Source organism: Aurantimonas sp. 22II-16-19i (assembly GCF_002088275.1).
Lineage (GTDB): Bacteria > Pseudomonadota > Alphaproteobacteria > Rhizobiales > Rhizobiaceae > Jiella.
Window position 1 is genome coordinate 20,140 of record NZ_AQQS01000002.1, and the last position, 16,820, is coordinate 36,959.

15 protein-coding genes are annotated in these 16,820 nt (G+C 68.8%); 6 read left to right on the top strand and 9 right to left on the bottom strand.

Annotated features, from left to right (window positions below; genetic code table 11):
• Window positions 1-72: 72 nt before the first annotated feature.
• Entirely contained in the window at window positions 73-714 is a 642-nt protein-coding gene (locus tag ATO4_RS02695) for a DUF5330 domain-containing protein (RefSeq protein WP_083589881.1), read from the bottom strand.
• Between the two features lie 434 nt (window positions 715-1,148).
• Here ATO4_RS02695 and ATO4_RS02700 point away from each other — a divergent pair, with 434 nt between their 5' ends.
• The 3 genes from ATO4_RS02700 to ATO4_RS02710 are packed head-to-tail and all read left to right on the top strand — an operon-like array spanning window position 1,149 to window position 3,976.
• Window positions 1,149-2,951, top strand: a complete 1,803-nt coding sequence (locus ATO4_RS02700) for a PAS domain-containing sensor histidine kinase (RefSeq protein WP_139802217.1) — start codon at window positions 1,149-1,151, stop codon at window positions 2,949-2,951.
• A 25-nt stretch (window positions 2,952-2,976) separates the two neighbouring features.
• Complete coding sequence (locus tag ATO4_RS02705) at window positions 2,977-3,633, top strand: peptidoglycan-binding domain-containing protein (RefSeq protein ID WP_139802218.1); 657 nt, start codon at window positions 2,977-2,979, stop codon at window positions 3,631-3,633.
• A gap of 10 nt (window positions 3,634-3,643) precedes the next feature.
• Complete coding sequence (locus ATO4_RS02710; protein ID WP_083589884.1) at window positions 3,644-3,976, top strand: DUF1491 family protein; 333 nt, start codon at window positions 3,644-3,646, stop codon at window positions 3,974-3,976.
• 195 nt (window positions 3,977-4,171) lie between these two features.
• Here ATO4_RS02710 and ATO4_RS02715 read toward each other — a convergent pair whose 3' ends face one another.
• Window positions 4,172-4,636 (bottom strand): helix-turn-helix domain-containing protein, encoded by a 465-nt coding sequence (locus ATO4_RS02715; RefSeq protein WP_348626443.1) that lies wholly within the window; start codon window positions 4,634-4,636, stop codon window positions 4,172-4,174.
• Window positions 4,637-4,809: 173 nt separating this feature from the next.
• Between ATO4_RS02715 and ATO4_RS02720 the strand changes: the two genes are divergently transcribed.
• On the top strand, window positions 4,810-5,829 hold the full coding sequence (locus tag ATO4_RS02720; protein ID WP_083590163.1) for an NADP-dependent oxidoreductase: 1,020 nt from the start codon (window positions 4,810-4,812) through the stop codon (window positions 5,827-5,829).
• A gap of 12 nt (window positions 5,830-5,841) precedes the next feature.
• Window positions 5,842-6,144 carry an antibiotic biosynthesis monooxygenase gene (locus ATO4_RS02725; RefSeq protein WP_083589886.1) on the top strand — a complete coding sequence of 101 codons (303 nt, stop codon included), beginning with the start codon at window positions 5,842-5,844 and terminating at the stop codon, window positions 6,142-6,144.
• A 195-nt stretch (window positions 6,145-6,339) separates the two neighbouring features.
• Here ATO4_RS02725 and ATO4_RS02730 read toward each other — a convergent pair whose 3' ends face one another.
• Together ATO4_RS02730 and ATO4_RS02735 are read right to left on the bottom strand one after the other, a co-directional pair.
• Window positions 6,340-9,510: an EAL domain-containing protein gene (locus ATO4_RS02730; RefSeq protein ID WP_176222835.1), complete on the bottom strand. Its 3,171-nt coding sequence runs from the start codon at window positions 9,508-9,510 to the stop codon at window positions 6,340-6,342.
• Between the two features lie 240 nt (window positions 9,511-9,750).
• Window positions 9,751-10,665 carry a homocysteine S-methyltransferase family protein gene (locus ATO4_RS02735; protein WP_176222836.1) on the bottom strand — a complete coding sequence of 305 codons (915 nt, stop codon included), beginning with the start codon at window positions 10,663-10,665 and terminating at the stop codon, window positions 9,751-9,753.
• Between the two features lie 211 nt (window positions 10,666-10,876).
• Here ATO4_RS02735 and ATO4_RS02740 point away from each other — a divergent pair, with 211 nt between their 5' ends.
• The gene (locus ATO4_RS02740; RefSeq protein ID WP_083589889.1) at window positions 10,877-11,110 is read left to right on the top strand and encodes a hypothetical protein; all 234 of its coding nucleotides are present in this window, start codon (window positions 10,877-10,879) and stop codon (window positions 11,108-11,110) included.
• 411 nt (window positions 11,111-11,521) lie between these two features.
• Here ATO4_RS02740 and ATO4_RS02745 read toward each other — a convergent pair whose 3' ends face one another.
• Genes ATO4_RS02745 through ATO4_RS02765 form a run of 5 tightly spaced genes read right to left on the bottom strand, consistent with a single transcriptional unit; the run spans window position 11,522 to window position 16,620 of the window.
• A complete protein-coding gene (locus tag ATO4_RS02745; RefSeq protein ID WP_083589890.1) occupies window positions 11,522-12,667 on the bottom strand; it encodes a Gfo/Idh/MocA family oxidoreductase in 1,146 nt (381 codons plus the stop codon).
• 17 nt (window positions 12,668-12,684) lie between these two features.
• Complete coding sequence (locus ATO4_RS02750) at window positions 12,685-13,440, bottom strand: sugar phosphate isomerase/epimerase (protein WP_176222853.1); 756 nt, start codon at window positions 13,438-13,440, stop codon at window positions 12,685-12,687.
• Window positions 13,441-13,499: 59 nt separating this feature from the next.
• A complete protein-coding gene (locus ATO4_RS02755; protein WP_245308532.1) occupies window positions 13,500-14,750 on the bottom strand; it encodes an ABC transporter ATP-binding protein in 1,251 nt (416 codons plus the stop codon).
• Complete coding sequence (locus tag ATO4_RS02760) at window positions 14,747-15,733, bottom strand: carbohydrate ABC transporter permease (RefSeq protein ID WP_083589892.1); 987 nt, start codon at window positions 15,731-15,733, stop codon at window positions 14,747-14,749. Before ATO4_RS02760 ends, ATO4_RS02755 begins: the two co-directional genes overlap by 4 nt.
• Window positions 15,730-16,620 (bottom strand): sugar ABC transporter permease, encoded by an 891-nt coding sequence (locus tag ATO4_RS02765; protein WP_083589893.1) that lies wholly within the window; start codon window positions 16,618-16,620, stop codon window positions 15,730-15,732. Before ATO4_RS02765 ends, ATO4_RS02760 begins: the two co-directional genes overlap by 4 nt.
• Window positions 16,621-16,820 lie beyond the last annotated feature (200 nt).

A 16,820-nucleotide genomic window follows, 5' to 3' on the forward strand; every position in this document is an offset into this window, starting at 1 on the left:
GTCGTCGTATCCAGGGCCGCGCGGGGCGCCGCCGATGGCTCGGCGGACATATAGGTGATGAGATCGCGCCTGTCAGCCGCGGGGGGCGGGCGCCGGCACCGGCACGGTCGCGACCATTCGGCGCGACGTCACCGGAGCCGCCGGCAGCGGCCGAGCCCCGGCGGTCGCCAGCGCGGCGAGGCTGGGCGTCATGGGCGAGCGGGGCCGGGCGGCCAGCGTATCCTGGGCGCGGTCGGCGGGGATCGCGACGGTCTCGGGCGCGGGACCGGGAACGGTGGGCCTGCCGAGCGGGATCGCCGCGGTGGTGATCCTGTCGGCGCGTGCCGCCGCCTCGTCCCGGGCCTTCGCGGCCGGGACGGCGGCCTGCGGCAGGGGCTGCGGCCGGGATTGCGGCGCCGCGTCCTGCGAGGCCACGGCCTGCGGCGTCTCCGGTTCGTCCCGGCGGCGCTTCGACACGGCATCGTCGACGAAGTCGTAGGCGAGGGCCAGGCCGTCGCTCACCCGCTCGCCGGCAAAGCGGGCGACGTCGCCGCCGGCGGCGCAGGCCGACGGCGCCCTGTCGCAGAAGCTCGACAGATCCGACATCGCCGCCTGCGCCCCATAGAGCACCGCGAAGAGGTTGATCTCCGGCTCGCCGTCGCGGCTCGTGCCGCCCGGCACCAGCATGGCGATGAGGCCCAGAAAGAAGGCCATCTTGATGACGAAGCGAATCATCGCTCTATCCCCGTCCCGTTCGCTCGCGCCGCGATCCACCTCTTTCGCAGTCGCGGCCTCATTGCTGGCCACATTGGCAGGCGGCCCGGAACATCACGTTGAAACTGCGATGAAAATTTTAGCGAAATGGGATCGATTCGCCGCATTGCGGTGCGGCCCGACTCCGGCATCCGCCGATCGAGCGCATGGTTGCCATTCGTTAACCATGTTCGCAGCCGCCGATCGTAGGGAAGCGGTAGTTTTCTGGGGATGGCACGCCTCGCGCCAACTGCCGGGCGATTGGTTTATGGCTTCCTTAATGCGCCCCCGGCATGATCCTGAAAGTCGGTTCGGGAGACTTCGAGACGGAGCCTCCCCGCCCGGCGCGACAGATGATCTGCCAGGGTGAGTGATCAAGCATGAGGCAAGCGTCGAAGCGTCCCAAGGACACCGGTTTGCGTGTTCCCCAGGGCGCCGCCCGCTTCCTGAACCTGCGGCTCGAAGAATTCGTCGCTCCCTCGGTCACGGGAGGCGGCGAGCGCCGCTTTCAGGCTTTTCTGCTGCGCATCCTGCTGGTCTGTGCCCTCGGCGCCGCCCTGTGCTTTCCCTTGTTCCTCGTCGCCGGCTCGTCGGCCCCGGTCACCGCCTTCCCGCTGATCCTCGCTGCGGTCGCGCTGGCCTCGGCGGCCTGGCTGTCGATCGCCGGCGGCGCCGACGTCGTGCTCTGGCTCTGGGGCTCGATCGTATCCGTCGCCCTGACGATCGTCTCGCTGCAGGCGGCCGGCATCAGCGAACTCGTCCTCTGCGCGCTCGCCCTGATCCCCCTCGAGGCCGCGGTCGCCGGGCGCATGCGCCTCGCCGGCGGGCTCGCGGCAGTCTCGCTCGCCTGCGGCATGCTCCTCGCCTTGACTGCGGCCGGCACGCCCGGGATCACGCCCGGCGACGTCGCGCTTTGTCTCCTCGCCGTGTTCTACGGCCTGCGGCTGGCGGGTCGCATGCGCGACGGCACCAGTGCCGGCGCGGCGGGCGCGGACAACGACGCCGCATGGGACGAGCGGCAGGCGCGCCGCCAGGCGGCCGAGGACTTCCGCGCCCTGACCTTCGAGATCGCCCATACCGGTCGGATCGCCTACACCTCCAGCCGGGCGGCGGACGAGATCGCCGGTCCCGACGGGGACTGCGCCGGGCGCCTGTTCGGGGAACTCTGCCATGTCGCCGACCGTCTCGTCGTCATGCAGGCCATCGATGCCGCCCGCACGGATGCCGAGCCCGTCGCGTTCGAGGCGCGCCTGAAGGTCGCCGACGGCGGTTTTGGCGGCTTCCGCCTGACGGTTCGCCACCTGCGGCCGCTGGACGGCGGCAGCGACCGCGACGTCTGCGTCGTCGCCGAGCCCCTGTCGGCGAGCGGCTTCGGCGAGAGCTGCACGGCCGAGGATCTGGAGGCGGCACGCGAGGCATCGGCCGCCAAGAGCCGGTTCCTGGCGACGGTCAGCCACGAGCTGCGCACCCCGCTCAATGCCATCATCGGCTTCTCCGACGTGCTCGACCAGGAGTATTTCGGCGGCTTCGAGAGCACCAAGCAGAAGGAATATGTCGGGCTGATCCGCCAGTCGGGCAGCCATCTCCTGTCGATCGTCAACACCCTGCTCGACGTGTCGAAGATCGAGGCGGGCCGCTACGAGCTCGACCCGGAGAGCTTCGACGTCTCGACGCTGATGGTCGAGATCGGCGATCTGATGCGCGAGGAGGCGCGGCGCAAGGGCCTGCGCGTCGACGTCAGGCCGGCCGGCAGCCTCGAACTCGTCGCCGATCGCCAGGCCTGCCACCAGATCCTGCTCAATCTCGTCGCCAATGCGGTGAAATTCACCGAGACCGGCGCCGTCACGCTGGAGAGCCGGGTGCGCGACGGGTTCTGCGAACTTCTCGTCAGCGACACCGGCATCGGCATCGCCGCGGCCGATCTCGGCCGGCTCGGCATGCCCTTCGTCCAGCTTTCGTCGGGCCTGTCCCGGCGCTATCACGGCACCGGCCTCGGCCTTTCCCTGGTCAAGGGCCTTGCCGAACTGCACGGCGGCGCCATGACCGTCGAGAGCCAGCCGGGGATCGGCACCCTGGTGACGATCCGCCTGCCGGTGGATGGTCCCGCCGCCGCTCCCGCCATTTCCGATGACACTCCCGAAAACATTGTCGCGTTGAGAGATGCCCGCAGCAAAACGAATCCCCAAGCGCAAGACCGCGAAACGAGGCGCTCCGCCTGAGGGCGTTCTCGACGTGGTGGCCGCGATGTCGATGCGGGGAGCCAAGAGCTTCCTGCGCCTCGTCGCGCGCCATCCGGCGTTGTCGACGGGGATCGCCGCCTTCGGCGTGATCGTCATCAGCGTGTCGGTCAACGGCCTCTACGAGCAGCAGGGCCGTCATCCCAATCCGATGCTGGTCACGCGTGCCATTCCCGCTGCCGGCGCGCAGGCGCCCAGCGCTGGCCGGTCGCAGACGCCGGATCCGGCACGCTTCGCCGAGGTGGCCGAGCCCGCGGCTCCCGGCACGGCCGCTCCCGCGGCGACCGATGCGGCCGAGGCGGCCGCCCCGGTCGAGATCGACAACATCCCGGCGCCCGCGCCGCGCCCGCTGGAGCGGCCGGATCCGGAACAGACCGCCTCGATCGAGACCGGTGGCCGCGTCGCCGCGGTTCCGCAGCCGGCAGCGCCCCGCGGCGCTGCGGGCGAGGCGCGCTTCGCCGCCCTGAGCGAGGCCGAGCGGGTCAAGAAGATCCAGGCGGCGCTGGCCTCGGCACAGGTCGCCGAGCTCAGCGTCGACGGCGTCCTCGGCGAGAAGACCCGGGCCGCGATCCGCACCTTCGAGGCGCTGGAGGGGATGGACGTCACCGGCACGCCGAACGAGAAGGTCCTCAAGCGGCTTGCCGCCATCGGCCTCGTGGACTAGTCCCTGCAGGGTGCGGATCACCAGCGAACTCTTCGTCTCCCAGCTCTCGCGCCGGCTGTTCATCGCCGGCGCCTTTGCGGCTGTCGTGCGTCGCGGCGCCGACGCGGCGGGTGCGGTCTTCGTCGTCGCGCGCTCCCGTGATGGAGCCCTGCGGCTGTTCGGCCCCGCCGTCCAGAGCCTGTCCGACGAGAGCGGCGCGCGGCGCTTCATGGAGGAGGCGGCCAGCGACGAGGCGGCCCTCGATGCAAGGTTTCAGAAGGAAGCGCGCTTCGACCCGGACTTCTGGGTGATCGAGATCGAGACCGACACCCCGGAAGACTTCATCGAGATCGTCGAGGGGTGAGTTCGCGTGGCTGCGGCATCCTGCCATAGGGCCGGCCTTGCGCCCCCGTGGCCGTGGAGGTCTTCCGGATCGACTGGCGGGCTTCGGCCCGATCGGCCGTCGGCCTGAGGATGCGCGGCTGTGACCGCGCGGCGATCGAGCTGGGCCGGCATCACCGCCTTCCGCGCGAACCGCAGTTTCACCCGCTTCGCTGGTTCAGCGTCCGGACAGGATCGCGTCCGCGATGACGTCGGAAAGGTGATCGGCACGGCTGGCGAATGACGGCTGGTCGTGAAGCCACGCCAGCGCACTCACCAGGGCGAACAGGTCGGTGCCATCGATGTCGGTGCGGGCCTTGCCCTCGGCTTGAGCGCGCACCAGGAGTGCGGTGCCGGCGGCCTTCATCGAGACGCAGGAAGCGTGGAGGGCCGAGTCCGGCTCCGATATGGCAGCGACCATCGGGGCGATTGCACCCCTGTAGTTGTGCGTCACCGCCACGATCTCGCGCAGCCACGCCGCCAGGGCCTGTTCGGGCGAACTCGATCGCTGCAGTTCGTCCGCTCGTGCCGTGAGCCCGTCGAAGCTCTGGCGAAGGAGGGCTTCCAGCAGGGCCTCCCGTTTGGGAAAGTGGCGATAGAGCGTGCCGAGGCCGACGCCGGCCCGGCGGGCGATATCGCGCAATGACGCATCGCTGCCGCCTTCCCTCAAGACCTCTCGTGCGACGTTCAGAAGGTGATCGTAATTCTTTCGGGCGTCCGCTCTCATCGGCTCCACTTGACAAACGGAACACTGCTCCGGATATACGGAGCGCTGATCCGTATCCAGATATACCAATCGTGATCAAGGTGGAAGCGATGTCGACAGTGATGATGAAAGCGGTCCGGTTCCATGCGTTCGGCGGCCCGGAAGTGCTGGTCTACGAGGACGCTCCCAAACCCCTGCCGAGCCCGGGGGAGGTCCTCGTCCGGGTCCGCGCGGTCGGGCTCAACCCGCCAGACTGGTACCTGCGCGACGGTTACGGGATGCTGCCGCCCGAGTGGCGGCCGGAGGTTGCGTTTCCCGCCATTCCCGGGACGGACGTCTCCGGCATCGTCGAAGCGGTCGCTGGCGATGTCGAGGGCTTTGCAGCCGGTGACGAGGTTTATGCGATGGTTCGCTTTCCGGGTGGTCTTGCCGGTCAAAGCCGAGCCTATGCCGAATACGTCACCGTGCCGGCCTCGGAAGTGGCGCTCAAGCCGGCCCGCATCGATCATGAGCACGCCGCAGGAGCGCCGATGTCGCTGCTGACCGCGTGGCAGTTCCTGGTCGATCCCGGACATGACGAGCCGAACCCGCTTCAGCCGAGACCGCACGAGCCGCTGCCGCTGGACGGCAGGACCGTCCTCGTCAACGGCGCCGCAGGCGGCGTCGGGCACTTCGCAGTGCAGATCGCCAAGCTGAAGGGAGCCCATGTCATCGCCGTGGCGTCGGGCAGGCACGAGACCCTCCTGCGCGGTCTGGGCACCGACGATTTCGTCGACTACGCCAGGGCGGCTCCCGAGGACACGGTGCGTGGCATCGACCTCGTGATCGATACGGTCGGCGGACCGGACACGGGACGCTTCCTGCGCACGCTGAAGCGCGGGGGCGCGCTCTTCCCGGTGTTTCCGCTCGGCTTTGCCGGTGCCGATGAGGCCGAACGACTTGGCGTCACGGTCTCGACGACCCAGGTGCGGTCGAGCGGCGCGCAGCTGGCTGAGCTGGCGCGGTTCCTCGATGACGAGACAATCCGCGTCGTTATCGACAGCACCTACCGGCTCGCCGACGCACGCAAGGCGCATGAGCGCGCGGCGCAGGGGCACATCCAGGGCAAGATCATCCTCACCGTGGCCTGAGGTGGAGCGACGATGATCATCTTGACCGGCTACGTCCACATCGACCCGTGCGACGTCGGCGAGTTTTCCGCCGATGTCGAAGCTCTGGCTCGCGGCGCGAGAGCCCGCGCGGGATGCCTGTTCTATGCCGTCGCCCCGCAGGATGCGCCGGCCGGACGAATGCTGGTGGCGGAGCGCTGGCGGGACCAAAGCGCGCTGACGGCGCATCTCGAGGCCGCGGAGACCGCGGCGTTCGTCGCCCGATGGACGGGCCGGATGACGGCAGACATCCTGAAGTTCGATGCCGACAACGAACGCCGGCTGGCGGACGCGTGAGACCGTCGGCCCCGGTCTCCGTCCGGCGCCGAGGGGGCTAAGCCCAAGCGCCGCGCGGACCGCTGGCGTGAGCGGGCGGCGGGGCCGTCATGGGGGACGATCGGTCCGGCGAGCCGGCAGGCGGCTCCACAGGCCGGCGACCGTGTGAGGCTCGCGGCGTCCGGCAGCACTTCCCGCCAGCAGACGCGGCGACACTCACGCGCTGCGGACGGCGCCAGCCAGCCCGCCGATGCCGCGGAGCATGGTGGCGAGCTGCCCGTCGATCACCCGCGGCACCTCCTCTGCCGGCAGCGGATGGGCGAACAGGTAGCCCTGCACCTCGTCGCAGCTGCGGCTGGAGAGGATGGCCAGTTGTTCGGACGTCTCGACGCCCTCGGCGACGATCGACAGGTTCAGGGCCCGGCCGAGATTCATGACCGCATCGGCGATCGCCAGCGAGCTGTTGTCGTGGCTGAGATTCATGATGAAGCTGCGGTCGATCTTGATGGTGTCGAAGGGGAAGGCCCGCAGGTAGCTGAGCGAGGAGTAGCCGGTCCCGAAATCGTCGAGGGCGAGGCGGATGCCGCGGCGCTTCAGCGCCTTGAGGATGGCGAGCGCCCGCTGCCGGTCCTCCACCAGGATGCTCTCGGTCAGCTCGATCTCGAAGCGCTCCGGCGGAAAGCCCGCCTCCTCGATGATGGCGAGGACGTTCTCGACGAAGCCGCGGCAGCGCAGCTGGTGACCGCTGACATTGACGCTGATCGGGGCGCCGTCGAGGAATGCCAGGCTCTGCCGGCACGCCTCGCGGATGACCCAGTTGCCGATCTCGTCGATCTTGCCGGACTGCTCGGCGATCGGGATGAACAGGCCGGGCCGGACGAGCCCGCGCTCCGGATGGTTCCAGCGCACCAGCGCCTCGTAGCTGACGATGCCGCCGCTCTTCACCCCGACCCGCGGCTGGAAGCAGAGGCTGAGCTCGTTCCGCTCCACGGCCCGGGCGAGATCGGCCTCGAGTTCGCGCCGCGTCTTCAACTCCGTGTCCATGCCCGATTCGAAGCCGGCGAAGGTGTTCCGGCCGTTGCGCTTGGCATGATAGAGCGCGACATCGGCCCGGGAGATCAGGGCCTCCTGCTCGACGGCGTCGTCGGGGGTGAGGGCGAAGCCGACGCTGGCGCCTGGCCGGATCTGGATGCCGTTGCCGACGTCGAGCGGCTCGCTGACCGCGCGCACGATCCGGAAGGCGACATCGGCCACCTGGTTGCGGAAGGGCTGGTCCGCCAGGATGATGGCGAATTCGTCGCCGCCCAGCCGGGCGACGATCCCTGCGGGCCCGGCGATCCGGGACAGCCGTTCGGCGGTGGCGCGCAGGACGGCGTCTCCCGCCGGGTGTCCGTAAAGGTCGTTGATATCCTTGAAGTGGTCGAGGTCGACGCTGATCAGGGCGGCGCTGCGGCGGGTCTCCCTCGCCCGGGTGATGACCGTTTCGAGCTGGGTGGCGAAGAGGGCGCGGTTGGGCAGCCCCGTCAGCGTGTCGTGATGGGCGGTGAAGCGGAGAGCTTCTTCGGCCGCCTTGCGTTCGCTGACGTCGGCGAAGGCGACGACGCGCGCGGCGACGCCGCGCATCACGATCGCCCGCGACCGTGCCTCCACCGGGATCAGTCCGCCGCAGCGGCGCTTCAGGAAGATCTCGTAGGCGCGCGTCTCGTCGCCGTCCAACAGCTCGGCGAGGGTCGCCGCGTTGCCGCCGTCGACGAGGTTGGCGATCGGCGTTTCGCGCAGCTTGGCCGCCGGCTCGTCGACCAGGCGGGCGAAGGCGGCGTTCATGTCGACCACCCGCCCGTCGACGACGACCGCGAGCCCCTCGAAGGCGGCATCGCCGATGGCGGTAAGACGTTCGGCCTCCTGGGTGCTCCGGCGCAGGGTCTCGCTGTCGCGCCGCGCCATTTCGGTATTCTCGATCTCGTCGAGAAAGGCGTTGAACAACCGGGTGACGCGCTCGGCCTCGTCGCCGGTCTCGACGGGCAGCCGATGGCCGAGATCGATGCGGCCGGAGATATAGGCCGACAAGGCGATCTCGAGGCCGCCGGTGCCGAGGGAGGCGCCATGCTCCGACTGGTTGAGGCCGCGCTCCTCCTCCGCTGCGCTGACCCGGATCGGCTCGATGCGATCGGCCAGCTTGAAGAAGCCGTAGGCGATCGGGAACGTCCACAGGAAGTTCAAGCCGGCGCCGGCGGCCTGGATGCCGAGCTGGGTGAGGCGGTCGCCGTCCACCAGCGTGTCGAGCGGGGCCAGGAGGGCGAGGCCGAGCGTGCCGGCGATGCCGGCAAAGCCGTGGCAGCCGATGGCGCCGACCGCGTCGTCGATGCGGCAGCGGGCGACCAAGTCGTTGCCGATGATGGCGATGAGGCCGCCGACGACGCCGAGCGTCATGGCGCCGAGCCCGTCGAGGATGTGGCAGCCGGCGGTAACGGCGACGAGCCCGCCGATCAGGCCGCAGATCGGCATTTCGGGCTGGCTGATGCCGTCGTCCTTCCAGATCCCGTAGACATAGCCGGCCGTGCCGCCACAGCCGGCGGCGAGCACCGTGTTGGCGATGATGGCGGCGATCGCCGGCGTCGCTTCGATCGTCGAGCCGCCGTTGAAGCCGATCCAGCCGACGAAGATGATCATCGCGCCGGTCGTCGCCAGGACGGCGCTGTGGCCCTGGATGCGACGGGGCGTGCCGTCGGGCAGGAAGCGGCCGATGCGCGGTCCGAGGACGATGCAGGCGGCGAGCGAGATCCAGGCGCCGGTGGAGTGGACGACCGTCGAGCCGGCGAAATCGATGAAGCCGAGATTGGCGAGGAAGGCCGATTCGCTCGGATGCAGGGCGTTGCCCCAGGCCCAGTGGGTGAAGATCGGATAGATGAAGGCGGCGATGAGCAGCGAGACCATGCCGTAGACCGCCAGCCGCAGACGTTCGGCCGCGGCGCCGGAGACGATCGTCGCCGCGGTGCCGCAGAACATGACCTGGAAGGCGAAGAAGGCGTGCTCGGACGGGGTCAGGTCCCTGAGGAAGGCGAAGCGCTCCTCATGGCCGAAGCCGTAGCCGGAGTCCCTGCCGAAGGCGAACATGAAGCCTACGGCCGCGAAGGCGACGATCGACAGGAGCAGGTCGAGGAGGTTCTTCTGGGCGACGTTGATGGAGTTCTTGGACCGCACGAGTCCGGCCTCGAGCATCAGGAAGCCGATCTGCATGAACAGGACGAGCCCCGCCGAGATCAGGATCCAGACATAGACGTCGCCGCCGGCAAGGGAGAACGAGGCATTGGCCGCCGTGGCGAATGCCGGCGAGACGCCAGTGGCGAGCAAGGCGAGGAAGACGAGAATCGAGACGAAACGCCGCATGATCAATCCGGTCCGATTGGGCAGACCCGATGAGAGTCCGAGAGTCATTAAGTTTGGCTGAAAATCTGCCGCAACCGTAAAGCGATGCTGCACCTGCGTTGTGGAGAAGCAGCTTCCCTCGCTCCGGCAAGCCCTGCGGCTAGAGCATGATCCCGAAAGGTGGCTTGCCGGCGTTCGGAGAAGATCATTCGGAAGAAAGATCCTGAGCGGGGTGGCGATTCGAAGAAAAGCCATCCCGCTCTAGCGCGGGCGGGCGGCATCGAGTGGGTGATCGAGCGCCCGGCGCATGGCCGCGACATGGGCAGGCGTCGCGCCGCAACAGGCGCCGACGAGCCGTGCGCCGGCAGCCACCGCCGCATGGGCATGGCGGGCCATCGCGGCCGGTCCGACGGGGTGTTCGAACACGCCCGACCGGAGCTGCGGCAGGCCGCAGTTCGGCTTGACGGCCAGCGCGACGCCGTCCGTCCGCGCCATGGCGGCGGCGGCGGCGAGCGCCGTGGCAGGCCCTTCGCAGCAATTGGCGCCGATCGCCAGCGGCGGGACCGGCAGTCCGTCGAAGGCGGCGGCGAAGTCCAGAGGCGATTCGCCCGCCGGCGTCCGGCCGCCTGCGCCGAAGCTCGCCGTCGCGACATAGGACAGGCCCGCCGCGATCGCCGCCCTGGCGCCGGCGCGGGCTTCGCTCGCCGAAACCATCGTCTCCAGCCAGACGAGATCGACGCCGCCCGCCTTCAGGCCGGCGATCTGTTCGGCGAAGATCCCTTCGGCCTCGTCGTCTTCATGCGACGCATCTTCGCCGGGGCCGGGTCGCCGCCATGTCGGCCCGATCGACCCCGCCACGAGAACAGGCCGGGCCACCGTCGCGGCCGCGTCGCGGGCGAGTTCGGCGGCTCGGCGGTTGAGAGCGACGCATCGCGGCGCAGCATCCCAGAGCGCCAGCCGCGGCCGGTTGGCACCGAAGGAGCAGGTCAGAAGGACGTCCGCCCCTGCCGCGAGAAACGCCCGGTGAAGGGCGCCGATCGCTTCCGGCCGCTCCTCCAGCGAGGTCTCCGGTGCCCTGGAGACGGCAAGGCCGGCGGAAAGGAGGTTCGTCCCCATGGCACCGTCGGCCAGGAGAACGTGGCCGGCACGCAGGCGATGGACGAGGGACAGGGGCATCGAGGTCATCCCGGCGGCGGCGCGCAAGCAGTTGGAATTGCCACGGTTTGATGATCTTCGGCGGGGCTTGCCACCAGTTTCGCGCCAGTCACGGATGGTCATCTTCGGCTCGCGGGGATCGAACGGTGATCCCGCGCCAGGCCAGGGACGAAGCACGATCTGCCGACGGCGGGTCGCACTGCCCAGCCCGCCTTCTCAAGGATCGACGCCCGTGTATGAGCGCCCCGTCAAGCGTCTGGAAGACCCGGAAATCATCAGCGCTCTCGTTTCCGCGCTCCACAAGGCCGGCTATCGGCGCGAGACCATCGAAAGCGCCCTGATCCGCCAGGCGCCGATCGACCTCGACATCCTCGCAGATTGCTATCGCCGGCTGACGGAGGCAAGCGCCGCGATGCACGGCGAAGCAGGCGCGCCGCCGGCCGCCGGCAACCGGCGCGCCGCCTGACGGCCTGCGGGCTCGAAGCGCGTCCCGTTGAAGGCGGAGTCGCTGGCCGGAACCTCCCGCCGCGAAGCCGCTCGCTCGCCGGCCCTTCGCCGCCGCAGCTTTGCGGATTGTTCAGCGCCCGCGGTCAGAGCCGCCGGGCGCTGCCATGCGTGGTCTCCTCGCGGGACGCTTCGAGCAGATGCTTTTTCGCAGAATTCGTCGCTGCGGCCGGCGAGTAAAGAGAACGGTAACCGCGTTTCGATAGAACTGATTCCGACACCGGATGTCGCCTGCTCCGAAGTTGGTTTCGCGTATCGGGGCGCGCATCCGGTGTTTACCTTCTCCCTCATCTGTCGGCCCGTCCAAGTCTTGCCATCCCTGTTGCATGGGAGCGGCCAGGCGAGGGCGTGAAGCCGGGCGGGCCGGCGCGAATTACCGCGTTCCACCTTCGACCAGTTGCGCCGCCTCGGCCTCGCCGAGGGGCTCCGGTCGTTCGCAACGCTGAGCGATCGTCACGCTCTTGCGCGTCGTCGCCGCCTCGATGATGCCGTCGACGACGGCGAGGACATGCAGCGCCACGTCGCCATTGGCGCGGTGGGGTCTGCCGGCCTCGATCGCCGACGCCATCTCGGCGAGGCCGAGGCCGCGATAGTTGGCAAAGCGCGGCTCGGCCTGCGGCCAGTTGGCGCCGCCGAAGGTCCGGCCGGACGTGTCGGTGGTCTCCCAGTCGCCCTGGCCGATGGCGATCTCGAGCTCGCCGCCGAACCAGTTCGGATCGGGAACGCGCATCGAGCCCTCCGTTCCGTGGATCTCCAGCGGGCGCAGCCCGTGGCGCCAGACGTCCCAGCTGGCAAGGAAGGTGATCTCGGCGCCGCTCTCGAAGGACAACAGCGCCTGCACCGAGGTCAGCACCTCGACCGGGATCTCGTGCCCCTTGATCGGCGAATGGGGCGTCGTCACCGTCCGGGTCTCGAAGGCGATCTGGCCGGTGGCCTGGACGCTCGCCACCGGCCCGAGCAGGCTGACCAGTGCCGACAGGTAGTAGGGACCCATGTCGAAGACCGGGCCGCCGCCGGGCTTGAAGAAGAACGTCGGATCGGGATGCCAGTGCTCCATGCCATGGGACAGCACCGCCCCGGTGCCGAGCACCGGCCGGCCGATGGTGCCGGCATCGATCCGCTGGCGCGCCGCCTGGATCGCGGCGCCGAGCACCGTGTCCGGGGCGCTGCCGACCCTGAGGTCGCGCGCCCTGGCGGCCTCGATGATGGCGATGCCGTCGGCCAGCGTGCTGGCCAGCGGCTTTTCCGAATAGACATGCTTGCCGCTCTCGATGGCGGCAAGCGATATCTCGGCATGGGCTGCCGGGATGGTCAGGTTGAGGACGACGTCGATGTCGTCGCGGGCGAGGAGTTCGGAGACGCCCGGCGCCTCGATGCCGTAGGCGTCTGCCTGGCGCCGGGCCGCCTCGGGCTTCAGGTCGGCGCAGGCGACGAAGCGGATCGCCGGAAAGCGCGGGGCGTTGATCAGGTAGATGTCGGAGATGTTGCCGCAGCCGACGAGGCCGATGCGAAGGGTCATGGGAGTGTCTTTCCGTCTCAGGCGTTCGCTGCGGCGAGTTCGCGCATCTTGTCGGCGCTCACCCTTGCGAAGCGGGCAAAGTCCGACGGCTTGTCGTGTTCGGCGATCATCAGGCTGGCGCCGGCCTGCACGGCGATCGGCCAGAGCGTTGCCCAGTCGACGGTGCCGGTGCCGACATCGGCCCAGCCATCCTCGTCGAGATTTTCACCGGCCGGTGCGATGTCCTTGACGTGGACCGAGACGAGCCTCGCGCCATAGCGTTCGAGCCATTCGGCCGGATCTGCCCCGGCGCGCGCGATCCAGGCGAGATCGGCCTCCCACAGGACGCCCTCGGTCAGGATGTGCTCGATCGGATAGGAGCCGTCGGCAAGGGCGAGGAACTCGAAGTCGTGATTGTGCCAGGCGAGCCTCAGGCCCTCGTCGGCGCATTCGGCGGAGAGTTCGGCCAGCCTCTGGCCGATCTCGCGCCAGCCGGCCGCGTCCTGCGGCCTGACCTCCGGCAGGAGATAGGGGATCACCACCGTCTCGATGCCGAGGATGCGGCAGAGCTCGACGACACGGGCGAAATTCTCCTCGGCGAGTGCGAGGTCGAAATGGCCGCTCCTGGCGGTGAGGCCGGCCGCGTCCAGGGCCTTGCGGAAGCCCTCGGCGTCCTCGTAGTTCGGCCGGTAGGTCTCGACATTGGTGTAGCCGACGTCTGCCAGTGTCTTCAGGACGTCGGTGCCGGGAGGGGCGTTGCGGGCGGAATAGAGCTGGAAGGAGATGGGGGCGATGAGTGCCATGAAGTGACGTCCTCGATGGAAGGTGAAAGGATGGGGGAGAGGAAAGCGGGTCAGAGGCGCAGATCGGTCGCTGCGTCGAACAGACACGCGCTGGCCGGGTCGAAGCCGAAGCGGATCGTCTCGCCGGGGCGGATCTCGGTCTCGCCGTCGGTACGGATGGTGAGCGGCACGCCCGCAAGGCTCGTCCAGACGATGGTGTCGGCGCCCATCGCCTCAACGAGATCGACCTTCCCCTCGGCGCTGAAGTGGCCGTCCGGCTGGTCGCCGAGGGCGATGTGCTCCGGCCGGATGCCGAAGACGGCGGGGCGGCTCTTCGACGGGGCCCGTTCGATGAAGTCGTAGCGGGCGAGGGGGATGGAAGGGGCCGCTCCGGAGCCGCCGGGTGCGAAGGCGGGACCATCCGGAGAACTGCCGGCCGAACCATCGGCGCTGCCGCGCAACTCGCCCTCGAAGAAGTTCATCGACGGCGATCCGATGAAGCTGGCGACGAAGCGGTTGACCGGCTTGCGGTAGATCTCCTTCGGCGGTCCGAGCTGCTGGATCACGCCGCCGCGCATGACGGCGATCCGGTCGGCCAGCGTCATCGCCTCGATCTGGTCGTGGGTGACGTAGATCATCGTATTGCCGAGCCGCTGGTGCAGCTTCTTGATCTCGACCCGCAGCTCGTTGCGCAGTTTGGCGTCGAGGTTTGAGAGAGGCTCGTCGAACAGGAAGACGTCGACGTTGCGCACCAGCGCCCGGCCGATGGCGACACGCTGGCGCTGGCCGCCGGACAGTTCGGACGGCCGGCGCTTCAACAGGCCGTCCAGCTGCAGGAGCTCGGCGACGCGCGCTACCCGGCCGTCGATCTCGGCCTTCGGAAGTTTCGAGATCCTGAGGCCGAAGGACAGGTTCTTCTCCACGCTCATGCGCGGATAGAGCGCATAGGACTGGAACACCATGCCGATGCCGCGGTCCTTCGGCTCGGCCCAGGTGACGTTCTTGCCGTCGATCCAGATCTCGCCGTCGGAAATGTCGAGGAGCCCGGCGATGGCGTTGAGGAGGGTGGACTTGCCGCAGCCGGAGGGGCCGAGCAGCACGATGAACTCTCCCGGCGACACGTCGAGATCGAGGCCGGAGATCACCTTGTGGGCGCCGAAGGCGATGTCGAGCTCGCGCACCGAGACGGACGGCTCGGCGGTTCGTGCAGTCTCTCCGGCCGGCCGGCCATGCGGCGTGTGGCCGGCGCCCTGGCGCTCGTTCATGCGGTTGGCCCCCTGATGCGCGGGTCTTTTGTCGACGGTGGCGGTTTGCTGGCTCATCCCTTGACGGCTCCCGCTGCGATGCCGCGGACGAACCAGCGGCCGGATACGAAATAGACGAGCAGCGGAACCGCGGCGGTGAGGATCGTCGCCGCCATGTTGAGGTTGTATTCCCGCTCGCCATAGGTGGAGTTGACGACGTTGTTGAGCTGCACGGTCATCGGTAGGTTCTCCCGGCCGGCGAAGACGAGGCCGAGGATGAAGTCGTTCCAGATGTTGGTGATCTGCAGGATCGCCGCGACGATGAGGATCGGCGTCGACATCGGCAGCATGACGTTCCAGAAGATCCGGAAGAAGCCGCCGCCATCGACCCGCGCCGCATTGAACAACTCCACCGGCAGGCCGGCATAGAAGTTGCGGAAGATCAGCGTCATGATCGGCAGGCCGAAGATGACGTGGACGATGACGATGCAGGCCAGCGTGTTGTAGAGCCCGACCATCGAGAAGGCCCGGACCATCGGATAGAGGAAGATCTGGTAGGGCAGGAAGGCGCCGAGAAGCAGGACGGCGAACAGGATGTCGGCACCCTTCACCCGCCAGAAGGAGAGGGCGTAGCCGAGGGTGGCGCCGGCGGCGATGGAGAAGATCGTGCTCGGCACGGTGATCACGACGGAGTTCCAGAAGCCCACCCGGATGCCGTCGCAGTCGAGGCCGGTGCAGGCGCTCGACCAGGCTTTTATCCATGCCGTCAGGTCGAAGCTCTCCGGTAACGCGAAGATCGAGCCCTCGCGGATTTCCGGCATGGTCTTCAGGGAGGTGAGGACCATGACGACCGCCGGCAGGATGAAGAAGGCCGCGGCGACGGCGACGAAGCCGTAAAGGCCGATCCGCCCGATGGTGAGATGGCTCGGCTTGCGCCCGCGCGTCGCGGATCGTTCGTGTGCTCCCTCGGATCCGGCTGCGCGTCCCGGCGCCGTCGCCCGGAAGGCGAGGGTGGCGCTTTCGGCATGCGGCCCGCGGGGCCGTGCGGTCTCGAGGCTCATGCCGCCGCTCCCTTTCTCGCCTTGCGGAAATATTCGGCGTAGATCCACGGCACCAGCACGGCGGCGACGGTGATCAGCATGACGGTCGCGGCCGCCGTGGCGAGGCCGATGTTCTGGCGGGTGAAGAGGTTGTCCATGACGAACTTCGCCGGCATGTCGGAGGAGATCCCGGGCCCGCCATTGGTCAGCGCCACCACCAGGTCGAAGGCCTTGACGACGCTGATCGACAGGAGGACCACGGCCGTCACGATCAGCGGCCGCAGCATCGGCACGACGACGAAGAGATAGACCCGCCAGGCCGGAATGCCGTCGATGCGCGAGGCCTTCCAGATTTCTTCGTCGACGCCGCGCAGGCCCGCCAGCATCAGCGCCATGACGAGGCCGGAGGCCTGCCACAGGCCAGCGAGGACGAGCGCGTAGAGCGCCATGTCGCGATCGACCGCCCAGGCGAAGGAGAAGCTCTCGAAGCCCCAGTCGCGCACGGTCTTCTGGATGCCGAGGCCGGGATTCATCAGCCACTGCCAGATCAGCCCGGTGACGATGAAGGACATGGCATAGGGATAGAGGAAGATCGTCCTGAGGGTGTTCTCGAAGCGCACCCGCTGGTCGAGGACCACCGCCAGCAGGAAGCCGAGGACCAGGGCCCCGGTGATGAACAGGACGCCGAAGATCACGGCGTTCTGCATGGAGACGATCCAGCGGGTCGAGGAAAACAGCCGCTCGTACTGGGCAAAGCCGACATAGTCGTCGACAGGGAGCAGCTTGGAGGCCGTGAAGGAAATCTGCACGGTCCACAGCATGGTGCCGACATAGGCGGCGAGCACCACCGCCCAGAACGGGACGAGCACCAGGGTTGCCGTCGAAAGACGCTTGCGGGGCGCCGTCATGAAGGCTCCTCTCATCGCAACAAGGGTCAAGGAAACGCAACGGATGTCGGCCGGACGCGGGCGGTTCGGCGAAGACGGGCGAGCCGCTTCCCGCGGGCGCCGTGGCGCCCGCCATGTGCGACTGCTCGTCCCGGCCCGGCCGGGCGAGGCGGCATCGTTACAGCCGCCTCATGGTTCCGGGAGAAGCGTGGGGCTGTTTC

Coding starts and splice junctions, on each gene's coding strand:
- ATO4_RS02720 (WP_083590163.1), top strand. CDS start 4,810: ATGTCGACAGTGATGATGAAAGCGGTCCGGTTCCATGCGTTCGGCGGC.
- ATO4_RS02765 (WP_083589893.1), bottom strand. CDS start 16,620: ATGACGGCGCCCCGCAAGCGTCTTTCGACGGCAACCCTGGTGCTCGTC.
- ATO4_RS02725 (WP_083589886.1), top strand. CDS start 5,842: ATGATCATCTTGACCGGCTACGTCCACATCGACCCGTGCGACGTCGGC.
- ATO4_RS02695 (WP_083589881.1), bottom strand. CDS start 714: ATGATTCGCTTCGTCATCAAGATGGCCTTCTTTCTGGGCCTCATCGCC.
- ATO4_RS02735 (WP_176222836.1), bottom strand. CDS start 10,665: ATGCCCCTGTCCCTCGTCCATCGCCTGCGTGCCGGCCACGTTCTCCTG.
- ATO4_RS02705 (WP_139802218.1), top strand. CDS start 2,977: ATGTCGATGCGGGGAGCCAAGAGCTTCCTGCGCCTCGTCGCGCGCCAT.
- ATO4_RS02730 (WP_176222835.1), bottom strand. CDS start 9,510: ATGCGGCGTTTCGTCTCGATTCTCGTCTTCCTCGCCTTGCTCGCCACT.
- ATO4_RS02745 (WP_083589890.1), bottom strand. CDS start 12,667: ATGACCCTTCGCATCGGCCTCGTCGGCTGCGGCAACATCTCCGACATC.
- ATO4_RS02760 (WP_083589892.1), bottom strand. CDS start 15,733: ATGAGCCTCGAGACCGCACGGCCCCGCGGGCCGCATGCCGAAAGCGCC.
- ATO4_RS02755 (WP_245308532.1), bottom strand. CDS start 14,750: ATGAGCCAGCAAACCGCCACCGTCGACAAAAGACCCGCGCATCAGGGG.